Origin of the sequence: Variovorax sp. KK3 (assembly GCF_001984055.1) — a bacterium.
GTDB lineage: Bacteria > Pseudomonadota > Gammaproteobacteria > Burkholderiales > Burkholderiaceae_C > Variovorax.
Map to the genome: position 1 here is coordinate 1 of NZ_LYVO01000122.1, position 13,853 is coordinate 13,853.

General features: G+C 69.2%; 12 protein-coding genes. 6 read left to right on the top strand and 6 right to left on the bottom strand.

Going from position 1 to position 13,853, the window contains the following annotated elements:
* The first annotated feature begins 201 nt into the window (after window positions 1–201).
* Complete coding sequence (gene rpoN / locus B0W80_RS32200) at window positions 202–1,701, top strand: RNA polymerase factor sigma-54 (RefSeq protein ID WP_077003226.1); 1,500 nt, start codon at window positions 202–204, stop codon at window positions 1,699–1,701.
* 121 nt (window positions 1,702–1,822) lie between these two features.
* Window positions 1,823–2,125: a KGG domain-containing protein gene (locus B0W80_RS34575; RefSeq protein WP_083745776.1), complete on the top strand. Its 303-nt coding sequence runs from the start codon at window positions 1,823–1,825 to the stop codon at window positions 2,123–2,125.
* On the opposite strand, the gene B0W80_RS32210 is transcribed toward B0W80_RS34575, so the two are convergent.
* Window positions 2,110–2,445, bottom strand: a complete 336-nt coding sequence (locus B0W80_RS32210; protein ID WP_077003227.1) for a hypothetical protein — start codon at window positions 2,443–2,445, stop codon at window positions 2,110–2,112. The two genes, B0W80_RS34575 and B0W80_RS32210, sit on opposite strands and share 16 nt — an antisense overlap.
* Before the next feature lie 144 nt (window positions 2,446–2,589).
* Between B0W80_RS32210 and B0W80_RS32215 the strand changes: the two genes are divergently transcribed.
* From B0W80_RS32215 to B0W80_RS32225, 3 genes are all read left to right on the top strand, one after another.
* Complete coding sequence (locus B0W80_RS32215; protein ID WP_083745777.1) at window positions 2,590–6,831, top strand: CheR family methyltransferase; 4,242 nt, start codon at window positions 2,590–2,592, stop codon at window positions 6,829–6,831.
* Between the two features lie 29 nt (window positions 6,832–6,860).
* Complete coding sequence (locus B0W80_RS32220; protein WP_077003228.1) at window positions 6,861–7,187, top strand: histidine kinase dimerization/phospho-acceptor domain-containing protein; 327 nt, start codon at window positions 6,861–6,863, stop codon at window positions 7,185–7,187.
* A gap of 323 nt (window positions 7,188–7,510) precedes the next feature.
* Complete coding sequence (locus B0W80_RS32225) at window positions 7,511–8,005, top strand: hemerythrin domain-containing protein (protein ID WP_077003229.1); 495 nt, start codon at window positions 7,511–7,513, stop codon at window positions 8,003–8,005.
* A 54-nt stretch (window positions 8,006–8,059) separates the two neighbouring features.
* Here B0W80_RS32225 and B0W80_RS32230 read toward each other — a convergent pair whose 3' ends face one another.
* The 4 genes from B0W80_RS32230 to B0W80_RS32245 form a co-directional block, all read right to left on the bottom strand.
* Window positions 8,060–8,437 carry a hypothetical protein gene (locus tag B0W80_RS32230; protein WP_077003230.1) on the bottom strand — a complete coding sequence of 126 codons (378 nt, stop codon included), beginning with the start codon at window positions 8,435–8,437 and terminating at the stop codon, window positions 8,060–8,062.
* Window positions 8,438–8,536: 99 nt separating this feature from the next.
* A complete protein-coding gene (ctaD, locus tag B0W80_RS32235; protein WP_143684876.1) occupies window positions 8,537–11,074 on the bottom strand; it encodes a cytochrome c oxidase subunit I in 2,538 nt (845 codons plus the stop codon).
* On the bottom strand, window positions 11,071–12,003 hold the full coding sequence (locus tag B0W80_RS32240; protein WP_077003231.1) for a c-type cytochrome: 933 nt from the start codon (window positions 12,001–12,003) through the stop codon (window positions 11,071–11,073). Before B0W80_RS32240 ends, ctaD begins: the two co-directional genes overlap by 4 nt.
* Complete coding sequence (locus tag B0W80_RS32245) at window positions 12,000–12,407, bottom strand: cytochrome c family protein (protein WP_077003232.1); 408 nt, start codon at window positions 12,405–12,407, stop codon at window positions 12,000–12,002. Before B0W80_RS32245 ends, B0W80_RS32240 begins: the two co-directional genes overlap by 4 nt.
* 77 nt (window positions 12,408–12,484) lie before the next feature.
* On the opposite strand from B0W80_RS32245, the gene B0W80_RS32250 reads away from it, so the two are divergent.
* Entirely contained in the window at window positions 12,485–13,324 is an 840-nt protein-coding gene (locus B0W80_RS32250) for a c-type cytochrome (protein WP_143684877.1), read from the top strand.
* A gap of 8 nt (window positions 13,325–13,332) precedes the next feature.
* Here B0W80_RS32250 and B0W80_RS32255 read toward each other — a convergent pair.
* A partial coding sequence (locus tag B0W80_RS32255) for a GreA/GreB family elongation factor (RefSeq protein ID WP_306171887.1) occupies window positions 13,333–13,853 on the bottom strand: 521 nt, incomplete at its 5' end.

Consider the following 13,853-nt stretch of genomic DNA (forward strand, 5'->3'; position numbering starts at 1 on the left):
CTAGGTGCCGTCGTGCCGTCGGCGTCCACCGATCGGCAAAGTTTGCAGCAAGAGTTACGGCTGCTGACCTGTTTCAAGGCGCGCAGCTGAATACCAAACGGTCGATTCATGCCGGATTCACGCTGGATTCGCCCCGGTTGGCCCTGGCATGCACGTTGCGCAGGGTGACCCTTTGTGTAGAACTTGCCTGCCCGTCCCGCCATGACCGTCCCAGCGCTGCATGCCCGGCTGACCCAAGCCCCGATCGTCTCGCCCTGGTTGCAACAGGCGGTGCGACTCCTGCAGCTCTCCGCGCTCGACTATGCGAAGGCCCTGCAAGACAGCGCCGACGCCAACCCCTTCCTCGAAGTCGACGATGCGCCGCTGGCCGGCGATGGATCGCAGGACGACGCGGCAGCGCCGCCGCAGCACGTCGTCGAACGCAGCGCCGCGTTGCCCGCATCGCAGGCGCTGGGACTCGACCAGTTGCAGAACCTTCCACTGGCCGACTCGCTCGCTGCCCATCTGCATGCGCAACTCGGTGTGCTGCGCCTGAGCGAGGACGAAAGAAGCTGGGCCGCCGCAGTGGTCGAATCGCTGGACGAGGATGGCTACCTGCGCATCTCGCTGGCGGACATCGCCGCTTCGGTCGGCTGGACGCCATCTGCAGGCGAAGAGAACGAAGAGGGCGATGAGGGCGATGAGAACGTCGACGATGCCGAGGGGGTTCCCGCCGCGCTGCGTACCGCGCTGTGCCGCGTGCAGTCGCTCGACCCGGCCGGCGTCGGCGCGCGCAGCGTGCCCGAAGGCCTGCGCCTGCAGCTGCGGCGCCAGCCCGAGAGCGGCACCCGTACGCTGGCGCTTCGCGTCGTGGCCGATCACATCGAGCTGCTGGCCGCGCACAACCCGCGGCGCCTGGCCGCTGCACTCGGCGAACCGCAGGCGGCCGTGCGCGAGGCCGTCGACTGCATCCGCCGCCTCGACCCGCATCCGGGCTGGCGATACGGTGGCACGGCGGCGCGGAACATCGTGCCCGACGTGGTGGCGCAGCGCTCGGGGATCGCGTGGACCGTGCATCTGAACGAGGCAGCGATGCCGCGCGTGCGGCTGCACGACGCTTGCGCGGGTCTGTACGAAGCGCACCGGCGCAACACCCGCAACACCGGCACCACCGGCAACAGCGTCGCCACCAGGGCCGACAACGATGCCGGCACTGAACTCAACGCCTACCTCGAGCGCGCACGCTGGACCGTCCAGAAGCTGTCGCAGCGCCGCTCCACCATCCAGGCCGTGGCGCAGGCCATCGTCGAGCGGCAGCACCTGTTCTTCGACTACGGCGCGCTGGCCATGAAGCCGCTGGGCCTGCAGGAGATTGCCGATGCCGTCGGTGTGCATGCCTCCACCGTGTCGCGCGCCGTGCACGAGAAGTTTCTGGCCACGCCGTTCGGGGTGTTCGAGCTCAAGTATTTCTTTTCACGCGGCTTGCGCCACAGCGGAAACAGCGGCAAGGGCGGCAACAACGGCAAGGGCGCCTGCGCGCCGAGCGCGATGAAGTGCCTCATCGCCTCGCTGGTGGCCGACGAGCCGCCGCAGGCCCCGTTGAGCGATGCCGAGCTGGCGCGAAGGCTCGCGCAGCAGGGCTTCAGCATCGCGCGTCGAACGGTCACCAAGTACCGCCAGGAACTCAGGCTGCCCGCATTCGAGCAGCGCGTGGCCGCCTGATGACGCCGGCTCGGGCTTCGAACCGCGGGCATCCCGTTTGCCGTACGTAATGGCGGGCGCCCGCGACGAGCGCGTGGGCGGCCGCTTCCCCCTCGGACCTTCGCAACATGGAGAAACACAGATGCGCGATCTCGATCTCGACAATGCCGACAACCCCATCCCCCGTCGCGGCCGCGGCTTCGCCGGCATGGACCCGAGCCGACAGCGCGACATCGCCAGGGAGGGCGGCCGGGCCGCGCACGAGCAGGGCAAGGCGCACGAGTTCACGCCCGAGGAGGCGCGGGCGGCGGGCCTGAAGAGCAAGGCGGTTCGCCTGCAGCGTGAGCAGGATGCTGCTGCGGTCTCGGCCGCGGTCCCCGTTGCAGCAACGGTTGCGGGCCCGGTCGAGGTCGAGGTCGGAGTCGGCGCTCAGGCGCCGGCCTGATCGGCCGAAGCCCTCGGGCCCACGTTGCGCTGGCTCAGCGCGGCGAGGGCCTCGCGGTCGTCGATGAGCGCCCGGGCCTTCCGGTCCAGCGCGTCGATCGCCGCACTGCCGTCGTGGTGCCGCCCGGCGAGCACCAGGCGGCAACTGTAGTTGCCGGCATTCAGTTGCGCATGCCCGGCGACGCAGCCGTCAGCCATTCCGTCGATCTGCACGGTGACCTCCCAGCCTCGGTATTGAAAGCGGTGCTCGGCCTCGAACGGCGTGGGCTGTGCTTCGTCGGCCGAAGGGGACGCAGCTCTCTGGATGTACTGGGTGGACAAGGCGGCTCCTTGAGTCGGGCGATCCCGTGCGGGTCGTTTCCCATGGTTTCGGCAAACGGCGTGCCCGCTTCGCCGGAATGCCCTGAGTTCGATCGTTCCCCATCACGCGGCGGCGCATAATCGTCGCGTTCCAAGTGAGGCAGGATGAGCGATCTGAACCCCGACCAGGCCGAGGAAGCCAGCCCTGAACCGGGCGACAACGCTTTCCCCGCCCGGAACTTCCAAACCATCCCCGTGGTCGGGCTTGGCGGATCGGCCGGCGCCATCGCCTCGCTGATCTCTTTCTTCAACACCGTGCCGCCCGAGCCGGGCATCGCCTTCGTGGTGGTGCTGCACCTGTCGGCCGAGCACGAAAGCACGCTGCCCGAACTGCTGCAGCGTTGCACAACCATGCCGGTGATGCAGGTTCAGGACACGCTGCGCATCGAGCCGAACAAGGTCTACGTGATTCCGCCGCGCAAGTCGCTGCGCGCGGTCGACGGGCATCTTCAGCTGGGCGACCTGCAATTCGAGCGCGGCCGGCATGTCGCGGTCAACCTGTTCTTCCGCACCCTGGCCGACACCCACGGCCCGCATTCGACCGCGATCGTGCTCTCGGGCGCCGACGGCGACGGTGCCATCGGCATCAAGCGCATCAAGGAGCGCGGCGGGCTGACCGTGGCGCAAGACCCCGACGAGGCCCAGCACAGCGGCATGCCGCGCTCCGCCATCGCCACCGGCATGGTCGACTGGGTGCTGCCCGTGGCCGAGATCGCGGGCAAGCTGCTTGACTACTACCGCCTCGAAAACGAACTGCGCCTGCCGCCCGAAGAGGTTCCGCTGCCGGAGCAGGCTTCCCGGTCGAGCAAGGCCGACGAGGCGGCCCTGCGTGACGTGCTGACCTTCCTGCGCACGCGTACCGGACGCGACTTCTCGTACTACAAGCGCGCCACGGTCCTGCGCCGCGTCGGCCGGCGCATGCAGGTCAACGGCATCGACGACCTGCCCAGCTACCTCAACTGCCTGCGCACGCGCCCCGGCGAATCGGGCGCGCTGCTGCAGGACCTGCTGATCAGCGTCACCGCCTTCTTCCGCGACGGCGATTGCTTCGCGGCACTCGAGCAGCAGATTCCGGCCTTGTTCTCCAGCAAGGGCGCGAACGAGGCGGTGCGCGTGTGGGTCGCGGCCTGTGCGACGGGCGAAGAGGCGTATTCGCTGGCCATGCTGCTGAGCGAGCATGTGCACATGCTCGACGCGCCGCCGCTGATCCAGATCTTCGCCACCGACCTCGACGAAGAGGCGATTCAGACCGCGCGCGAGGGCATCTATCCCGCTGCCATCGAGGCGGACGTGTCGGAAGAGCGCCTGCGCCGCTTCTTCATCAAGGAGCACCGCGGCTACCGCGTGCGCCGCGAACTGCGCGAGATGGTGCTGTTCGCGATGCACGACGTGCTGAAGGATTCGCCATTCTCCAGGCTCGACCTGGTGAGCTGCCGCAACCTGCTGATCTATCTGAACCGCGACGCGCAGACCCGCGTGTTCGACACCTTTCACTTCGCGCTGCTGCCCGGCGCGCGGATGTTCCTGGGTTCTTCCGAATCGGTGGAGGACGGCAGCCAGCACTTCAGCGTGCTCGACAAGAAGCATCGCATCTACATGCAGCGGCCGACTCCGCGCGTGGGCCTGCCCGTGCCGTCCGGGCCGGGCATCCTGGCACTGGCGCTCGAAGCGCAGCAGGCGGCGCGCGACGGCGCGGTGATGGTCGGCACCGCCTTCGACCAGACCGCGACGACGCCGGCGCGCACCGGGCGCACCACCGAAGGCCGCCAGGCATCGTGGAGCGACCTTCACCTTCGGCTGCTCGAGCACCTGGCGCCGCCGTCGATCGTGGTCGACAGCGAATACGACATCGTTCACCTGTCGTCCAGCGCGGGCCGGTTCCTGCAATACGGCGGCGGCGAGCCCAGCCGCAACCTGCTGCGCGCGATCAACCCCAACCTGCGCATCGATCTGCGCGCGGCGCTCTACCAGGCGGCGCAGACCAAGACCAGCGCCGAGGTGACCGACGTGCCGGTGAGCCTCGGCGGCGAGAACTTGATCATCACGCTCCGCGTCACGCCCGCCATCGACCTGGGCGCCGACATCTACCTCGTCATGCTGCAGACGCAGGTGCCCGCGCCGACGTCGAGCACGCTCGATGCGCCGGTCTTGCGCGCGGAAGCCGACCCGGTCGCGCGCCACCTCGACCGCGAGCTGGAGCGCCTGAAGTCCCACCTGCGCGACACGGTGGAGCAATACGAAGCCTCCACCGAGGAGCTGAAGGCCAGCAACGAAGAGCTGCAGGCCATGAACGAGGAGCTGCGCTCGGCCACGGAAGAGCTGGAGACGAGCCGGGAAGAGCTGCAGTCCATCAACGAGGAGCTGACCACCGTCAACCACGAGCTCAAGAGCAAGGTCGACGAGCTCGGGCATGCCAACAGCGACATGCACAACCTCATGGACGCGACGGCCATCGCCACCGTGTTCCTCGACCGCGATCTGCGCATCACCCGCTACACGCCCTCTGCGGTGACGCTTTTCAACCTGATCCCGACCGACGTCGGCCGGCCCCTGACCGACCTGACGACCCAGCTGCAGTACCCCGAACTCGGCGACGACGCGCAGCGTGTGCTCGACCGCCTGGTGCCGATCGAGCACGAGGTCGGCCAGGCAGACGGCAGCTGGTACCTGGCGCGCTTGCTGCCTTACCGCACCATCGACGACCGGATCGCCGGCGTGGTGCTGTCCTTCGTCAACATCACCGAGCGCAAGCAGGCCGAAGAGGTGCGGCTCTGGCTGTCGGCGGTGGGCGGCTCGTCCAGCGACGCCATCGTGAGCTTCACGCTCGAGCGCACCATCCTGAGCTGGAACGGGGGCGCCGAGCGCATCTTCGGCTACACCGCGGAAGAGGCCATCGGGCAGCCGCTGTCCGTGCTGTCGATGGATGGCGAGGCCGAGAACGACATGCTGTTCGCCAAGCTGATGGCCGCGCTGCCGCTCGAGAACTACGAGACCGTGCGCCGGCGCAAGGACGGCACCGGCATCGAGGTGGCGCTCACGGTGTCACCCATTCGCGACGACGGCGGCAAGGTCATGGCCGGCACGGCCACGGTCCGCGACATCAGCGCCATGCGCGAGGCGCAGCAGGCCGTCGAACGCAGCCAGGCCGAGCAGGCGCAGGCCCTCGAAGATGCACGGATCGCGCGCGACGAGTTGCAGGCCGCCGATGCCGCCAAAGACTGGTTCCTGGCCGTGCTCTCGCACGAGCTGCGCAACCCGCTGGCCTCGATCGCTTCCGCCGCGCAGGTGCTGGACCTGAGCCGCAGCGGCGGCGACGACCACCACCGTGCGGCCGAGGTGGTGCGCCGCCAGGCCGCCGCCATGGGCGCGCTGCTCGACGAGTTGCTCGACGTCTCCCGGCTTCGGCTGGGGCGGCTGTCCTTGCAGAAGCGGCCAACCGCCATCTCGGGCGTGATCGAGACGGCGCTCGAAGCGACCCGGCCGATCGTCGAGGCGGCGTCCCACCAGCTGTCGGTGCGGCTGCCCGGCAACGAACTGGAGGTCGACGGCGACCCGGTTCGGCTGGCCCAGGTGGTGATCAACCTGGTCAGCAACGCGGCCAAGTACACGCCCTCGGGTGGCCACATCACGGTGTCGGCCGAGGTCTCGGGCAACGAGGTGGTCGTGGCGGTGGCCGACGACGGCATCGGCATGGTGCCTGCCGAAATCGAAGGCATGTTCGACATGTTCTCGCAGGCGCCGCTCGCGCTGGACCGGGCCGGCGCCGGGCTCGGCATCGGGCTCGCGCTGTCGCGCAACATCGCCGAACTGCACGGTGGCTGGCTCAAGGCCACGTCGCACGGGCCGGGGCGCGGCAGCGAGTTCCGCCTGGGGCTGCCGCTGGTGCGTGCGTTGGGCACACGCGATTCGGCCGCTGCCGCACCGACGCCGGCCGCGACCGCCCGCAAGGCCAGCGACGTGCTGGTGCTGATCGCCGACGACAACGAAGACGCCGCCTGGGGTGTGGCCAAACTGCTTGAAATCGACGGCTACCGAACCCTGACCGCCGGCGGCGGCCTGCAGGCGCTCGAGCTGGCGGCCGAGCATCGGCCCGCGGTCGTGTTGATGGATATTGGCATGCCCGATCTCGACGGCCACGAGGCCGCGCGCCGGCTTCGGGCAGGCTCGCAGGGCGCGCAGGCAATCCTGGTCGCCATGACGGGATGGGGGCAAGAAAGCGATGTGCGCCGGTCGCTGGAGGCGGGCTTCGACGCGCACCTCACCAAGCCGGTCGACATCGACAAGATGGCCAAGCTGATCGAGGACCACCTGGCGCTGCGCCGCGGCGAGGCGGATGCGGCGGACTGAAGCCGGTCAGGTTTTCGGAAGGAGCTTCGATGACGACGCAGCCTGACGCGGACAAGCTCGTGGAACCCGGCGGCCGTGCGAACGAAACGGAGGCCGCGGTGCTGCGACGAAGCCTCGCGGAACATGGCACGCATGCGATGCGGCTCGACCACGACCTGCGCACGCCACTGGGCACCCTGGCGGCGGCCCTGGACCTGCTGACATCCACCGAGGCACGAACCGACCCAGGCCTGCGCCACGAAACCCTGTGCGTCATGCAACGGCAGTTGACGCGCCTCGGCGTCCTGGCGAACGAGTTGAATGCGCTGGCGCGCGGGCTGCAAGCATCGAGCGAGGCGCCTGCAGCGAAGGACTGAAGCGGCGGCGCCGATGCCGCGCGAATGGTGGTCTCCCTGAGCGATGCTGCGCGTACCGGATACAGCAGAGAGGTGCGAGAGGTGTGCGCGACGTGTGACTCGCTGGTTTATCGAGGACTCGGTCGCCACGCGCTGTAGGACCGCGCGCAGCAAAACCCATGCGGCAGGCCGAAGCTGCACGTCGGTGTCTGTCGGTCACTCATCAGTGACGGCGCCAGCCGCGGCGCGACGGCAACCGCTATGGCGTCACGACGATTTCCTACGCTTACCGCGCGGCGCACGGCCATCCTGGGGCTTCTACAAACCCACGACGGAGAACCACGATGACGACTGCGACCAAGCGAAGCGAACCCGATGCCTGCACCCTGCTCGACGCCGACCACCGCAAGGTGAAGAAGATGTTCAAGGAATACGACGAGATGGCCGGCTCGCGCGCCGCCAATGCGGCCGAAAAGCGCCGCGAACTCGCCAACGAGATCTGCATGGAATTGATCATCCACACGCAGCTCGAAGAAGAAATCTTCTACCCGCCGCTGCGAGAGGCGATCAAGGAGACCGACCTGCTCGACGAGGCCGAGGTGGAGCATGCGAGTGCCAAGGACTTGATCGCGCAGATCCAGCAGGCGACGGAAGTCGACGACATGTACGACGCCAAGGTCAAGGTGCTGGGCGAGTACATCGACCACCACGTCAAGGAAGAGCGTGGTGAACTCTTCGTCAAGGCCCGTGCCGCGCGCGGCGTGGATCTCGTCGCCATGCGTGCCCAGCTGGAAGCCCGCAAGGAAGAGTTGATGCAGGAGATGATGGCGGCTGCCTGAGCGCGACGCATCGAGAAGCCTCGGGGCGGGCCATGTGCCTGCCCCAAGGCTTTTTTACGCGTCCTGCTGGCGCTCGGCCTCTTCGTGGTCGCCGAGCGCGAGCTCGTCGACGGCGGCTGCGTCGGGGTCGTCCAACGCATCCTGCGTGCCCGGTGGCAGCGTGCCGATGCGATCGGGCAGCACGTCGGCATCTTCGCGAGGCGGTGCCGCATCGGCGCCGGCGCGCTCACCGGTGCCTGCGGCATCGGTGGTGCTGCCGTGCGCGATGGGCAATGCGCCCTCGCTCGCTTCATCGGGCAGTTCGGTGTGGTTGCGGTCGGTCTGCACGTCGCTGCCGCTGTCGCTCGAATCGCTCGGGCCGAGCGCGTCGACGTCGGTGCCCGAAGGCTGCGCGGGCGCGTGTTCGCCGCCCAGGATGCTGCTGTTGGCCATGGCTTCTTTCCTTTGATTGAATGACATGGCCCACTGTCGCCAGCTGGCGTGACGCCGCGTGTGAGAGGGGGCTGACGCCTCCTGTCGGCGGCCGCGGCCTCAACCCAGGAGCCGCGGCAATGCCTGGACGAGCAACAGCGCGATCAAGCCCTGCGCCGTGGTGCCGTGCCACATCGGCGCGGTGTTGTCGAGGGTGGCTCGGGCGCTCGGCTGCAGCCGGCCTGTCCACGAGCGCACCAGCAGGTAGCTGCCCATCAGCATCAACACGACCATGTGGAAGCCCTGGTAGGCCAGCAGCAGGGCGACGCTCGCGCTCCAGCCCTCGGCGCTCGGGTTCAGCCCGGCTTGCCGATGGCCGTCGAGGTCGATACCGAATCCGGCCAATGCGCAGAGCATCGCCACCACGACCAAGGCCCGCAGGCCGCGTTGCCGCGTGGCGTCGGCTTCGCGCAGGCGCCGCGCCGCGAGGCCAAGGGCCAGCGAGCCCGCCAACAGCAGCGCGCCCGATGCGAGGGCGCGTTGGACGGGCGGCAGCGCGGCACCCGGCGGCGGGCACACGTCGGCTGCCATCGACACGTGCAGGTGCGAGTACGCGAAGCAGGCGAACACCGTCATGTCCACCGCGAGCAGCACGATCATGGCCCACCAGGAATGCGAGTTCTTCCAGTGGCTGCTGCCCACGGGCAACTGCACGCCGGTCGCCACCGTCGCGTGGGAGGCGGGCGGCGGCTGGTCGGATTGCCACAGCCACCACACGATCGCGCCGACGGCCCCCAGCCCGCAGGCGAAGGCCGGCACCATGAGCTCGGCCGTCAGCAGCAGGAAGAAGCCCGCCGTGCCAGCCGCCGCCAGAAACGGCGGCCAGCCGTCGGTGGGCAGGCGCAGCAGGTGCAGCGGCCGTGCATCGACCACGCTGGTGACCAGGGTCTCGCGGCCGCCGAAGGCCGTGCCGGGCAGCCAGTGGCGGCCTTCTTCCACTTCGCGCGGCAGCTCGGGCTGGCGCCACAGCGGCTCGCGCGACTGCACTTGCGGAATGCTGCGCACGCCGTAGTCGCGCGGCGGCAGCCATTCGAGCGTGCCGGCGTTCCATGGGTTGCCATGGTCCTGCTCGGGCCGGCGCAGCGTGCGGATGGCATCGATGAAGAACAGCAGCACACCCGCGGCCAGCACGAAGGCGCCGAGGGTCGACAGCATGTTCAAGGTGTTCCAGCCCAGGTCGCCCGGGTAGGTGTAGATGCGGCGCGGCATGCCCATCAGGCCGCTGATGTGCATCGGGAAGAAAGCCAGGTTGAAGCCGCCGAACATCAGGCCGAAGACCCAGCGGCCCCAGCGCTCCGACAAACGATGGCCGTTGAAGATCGGCGCCCAGTAGTAGAAGCCCGCGAACAGCGGAAACACCATGCCCCCGATCAGCACGTAATGAAGGTGCGCGACGATGAAGTAGCTGTCGTGCGCCTGCCAGTCGAAAGGCAGCACCGCGACCATGACGCCGGTGAGCCCGCCCAGCACGAAGATGAAGTGAAAGCCCAGCAGGAAGAGCGTCGGCGTGTCGCTTTTCACCTGCCCGCGCCAGAAGGTCGCGATCCACGCGAAGACCTGCACGCCGCTCGGTATGGCGACCGCGAAGCTGGCGGCCGAGGTCAGCGTCAACGCCAGCGCGCCCAGGCCCACGGCGAACATGTGGTGCACCCACAGCGCGAAGCTCAGCAGCCCCACGCCGGCCAATGCCGCGACGATCGCGCGGTAGCCGACCAGCGGCGTGCCGGCGAGCGTGGCCACCATCATCGACACCATGCCGGCCGCCGGCAGGAAGATGATGTAGACCTCGGGGTGGCCGAAGAACCAGAAGAGGTGCTGCCACAGCACCGGGTCGCCGCCGCGCTCGGCGATGAAGAAGGGCCAGTCGAAGGCGCGCTCCAGCTCGAGCAGGGTGGTGGCCGCGATCACCGCCGGGAACGCGAACACGATCATCAGCGCCGTCACCAGCATGGCCCAGGCGAACACCGGCATGCGCATCAGCGTCATGCCCGGCGCGCGCGTGAAGAGGATGCCGATGATCAGCTCGATCGCGCCCGCGATGGCCGAGATCTCGATGAAGCCGATGCCCAGTAGCCACCAGTCGGCGCCACGGCCCGGCGAGAACTCCTTGCCCGTGAGCGGCGGGTACATGAACCAGCCGCCATCGGGCGCCTGGCCGAAGAAGAGGGTGCCGAAGAAGACCAGCCCGCCGATCGCGTAAGCCCAGAAGGCATAGGCCGACAACCGCGGAAAGGGCAGGTCGCGCGCACCCAGCATGCCTGGCAGCAGGTAGACGGCCACCGCCTCGACCACCGGCACCGCGAACAGGAACATCATCACGGTGCCGTGCATCGTGAAGAGCTGGTTGTAGGTGCCGGGGCCGATCAGCGTGTTGTCGGGTACGGCGAGCTGCGCGCGGATCAGCAGGCCCAGCACGCCGGCCAGCACGAAGAACACCATGGCGGCCACGATGTAGAAGGCGCCGATGTGCGTGTTGTTGACGGCCGAGAGAAGGCGCCAGCCCTGCGGTGCGCGCCAGGCGCGTTCGAGCGCCTCGCGCTCGCCGGCGGGGCGCGGCAGGTCGGAGGGCAGGCGCTCGGATGTCAGCGGGCCGTTCATTTCAGCTCGGCCAGCCAGGTGGCGATCGACTCGATGCTCGCCGCGTCGATTCGGGCCTGCGACGACGGCATGCGCGCGCCGGGTTTCAGTTGCTGCGTGTGCGCGACCCAGTGCGCCAGACCTTCTGCATCGTTGGCCAGCGTGCCCGCGCCCAGGTACAGGCGGCTGCCGACGTGCGTGAGGTCCGGCCCCAGGCGGCTGTGCTCGGCGACGCCGCGCACCGTGTGGCATGCATCGCAGCGGTGGGCCAGGAAGGCGTCGCGGCCGCGCTCGATCGCCATCGCGTTCGATGCCGCCGCGGGCCGTGCCTGCGCCGCGAGCCAGGCATCGAATCCCGCCGGCGCCTCGGCCACCACGTGCAGCGCCATGCGCGCATGCTGCTCGCCGCAGTACTCGGCGCAGGCGCCGCGGAACACGCCCGCGCGGTCGGCCTGCAGCAGCAGGTGCTGCACGCGGCCGGGCAGCATGTCCATCTTGCCGCCGAGGGCGGGCACCCAGAAGCTGTGGATCACGTCGCCGCTCGTCAGGCCCAGGTAGACCGGGCGGCCCACCGGAATGCGAAGCTCGTTGGCCGCGACGATCTCGGCGCCCGTGGCCGGGTCGCGGTAGCGCAGCTCCCACCACCACATGTGGCCGGTGACGCCGATCACCAACGCATCCGGCGGCGGGGCCTCGCGCCACGGCGGCTTCCTGGCTTCGCTGTACATGAACAGGGCGGCCAGCACGACGCTCGGAAAAACCAGCCCGCCACCGAGCACCCACCAGCGCGCATCGACGCGGCCGCTGCGCTTTCGCAGGGCCAGCGCGAGCAGCGCCATCATGCCGACGAAGATCAGCGTGGCGCCCACGGTGATGACGATGCTGACCTGCAGCAGCGATGCGGCCACCGGGCCCGCCGCGTGCCAGATGGACGTGGCCGCGACGCTCATTCGAGCGCCATCAGGTAGGCCGCCATGTCGCGTGCGTCGTCGGGCGAAACGCCCATCGCGGGCATCGTGGTGCCGGGCACCAGCGCATCGGGTGCGACCAGCCACTGCGCCAGCGACCTGGGATTGCTCGGCACCTCGCCGGCGATGTAGCTGCGGCGGCCGAAGGATTCGAGTGCAGGCCCCACGCCGCCGCGCGCCGCCGCCACGCCGGGGATGACATGGCAGCTGCCGCACTGGTACTGGGCGAGCAATGACCGGCCGCGCGCCACCTGCGCGGCAGGCGCGTCGGCATACACCGGTGCGCGCGGGCCCACCATGTCGCAGCCGCCCGCGAGCAAGGCGAGCAGCAGCACCACGCGGCGCGCAGTGGGTGAATGCGCCGGTGGCAGGGGAGCGTCGACCATGCGTTCGATTGTTCCCTGCCGAATGCGCTGCGCGCCGACAGGGCGGCGCTCACGCGCGTCGGACAATGCCGCCAAACATGAGCACCACCCGGACCGTTCTAACGACGCTCGCGGTCCTCGCCCTCGCCGGGCTGGCCGGCGGCGCTGCCTTCGTGTGGGGCGGCTTCTACAACGTGGCGGCGACCGAGCAGCACACGCAGCCGGTGTATTCGGTGCTCGAAGTCGCGATGCGTCAATCGGTGCGCCTGCGCGCCCGCGGCATCGAGCCGCCGCGGCTCGACGACCCCTTGCTCGTGCAACGCGGCGCGGCCTGCTTCGTCGCCAAGTGCCAGCAGTGCCACGGCGGCCCCGGCGTGGCGCAAGGCGACATCGGCAAGAGCATGCAGCCGTTGCCCGGACCGCTGGTCGATGCGCGCCGGCACTGGAACACGCGCGAGCTGTACTGGGTGACCAAGCACGGCATCCGCATGAGCGGTATGCCGGCGTGGGAATACCGCCTGTCCGACCACGACCTGTGGGCGGTGGTCGCATTCCTCGAACGCCTGCCCGATCTCACGCCGGCCGCTTATGCCGAGCACGCACGCAGCGGGGGCAGCTGCGAAGCACGCGAATCGCTTCCAGCCGCGCAGCCGAGCCCCGGCGACGCGCGGCGCGGCGTACGGGCTTTGTACCAGTACGCCTGCAACGCCTGCCACACCATTCCCGGCGTGACGGGCTCCTCGCCCCACGTCGGCCCGCCGCTGAGCGGGATGGCCCGCCGCACGATGATCGGCGGCCACCTGGCCAACACGCCCGACAACATGGAGCGCTGGCTGCGCCACACGCACGAGGTCGATCCGCGCACGGCGATGCCCGCGATGGGGGTGTCGGAACAGGATGCTCGGGATATCGCCGCGTATCTGGCGACGCTGGACTGAGAGCTCCGTCAGCGCGTGTACTCTCCGTTCGCCTCGGGCTGGAAGAGCAGCTGCTCGACACGCGCGCCGACGCTTTCGCCGGCCGGCGTGTGCCAGCGCGCGAGATCGCCCACGCGCAGACCGATCAACGCGAGGCCCACCGGGCTCATCACCGACACGAAGCCTCGGGCAGGATCGGCATCGGCGGGATAGCAGAGCGTGAGCGTCTGCGCCTGTCCTGTGTGCGCATCCACGATCTGCACTTTCGAGTTGATGGTGACCACGTCGGCGGAGACCTCGCGCGACGCCACGACGTCGGTACCGTCGAGCAGGTCGTCGAGTGCCGCTGGTGCGCCCTTGTGCTGCAGCCTGCTCAGGCGTCGATGATCGAGTTCGGTGAGCATGCGCTCGCCGAGAGGGATGGGGGTGCTGGTTGCCTGCATGGCGATCTCCGAAAGAAAGGCGACCGCATCGCTCGAAAGCGGCGGTCGCAGATGCGCGGGCTGTGCGGCCCGGCGATCGATGGTTGCGCTTAAAGGGGGAGGGAGGG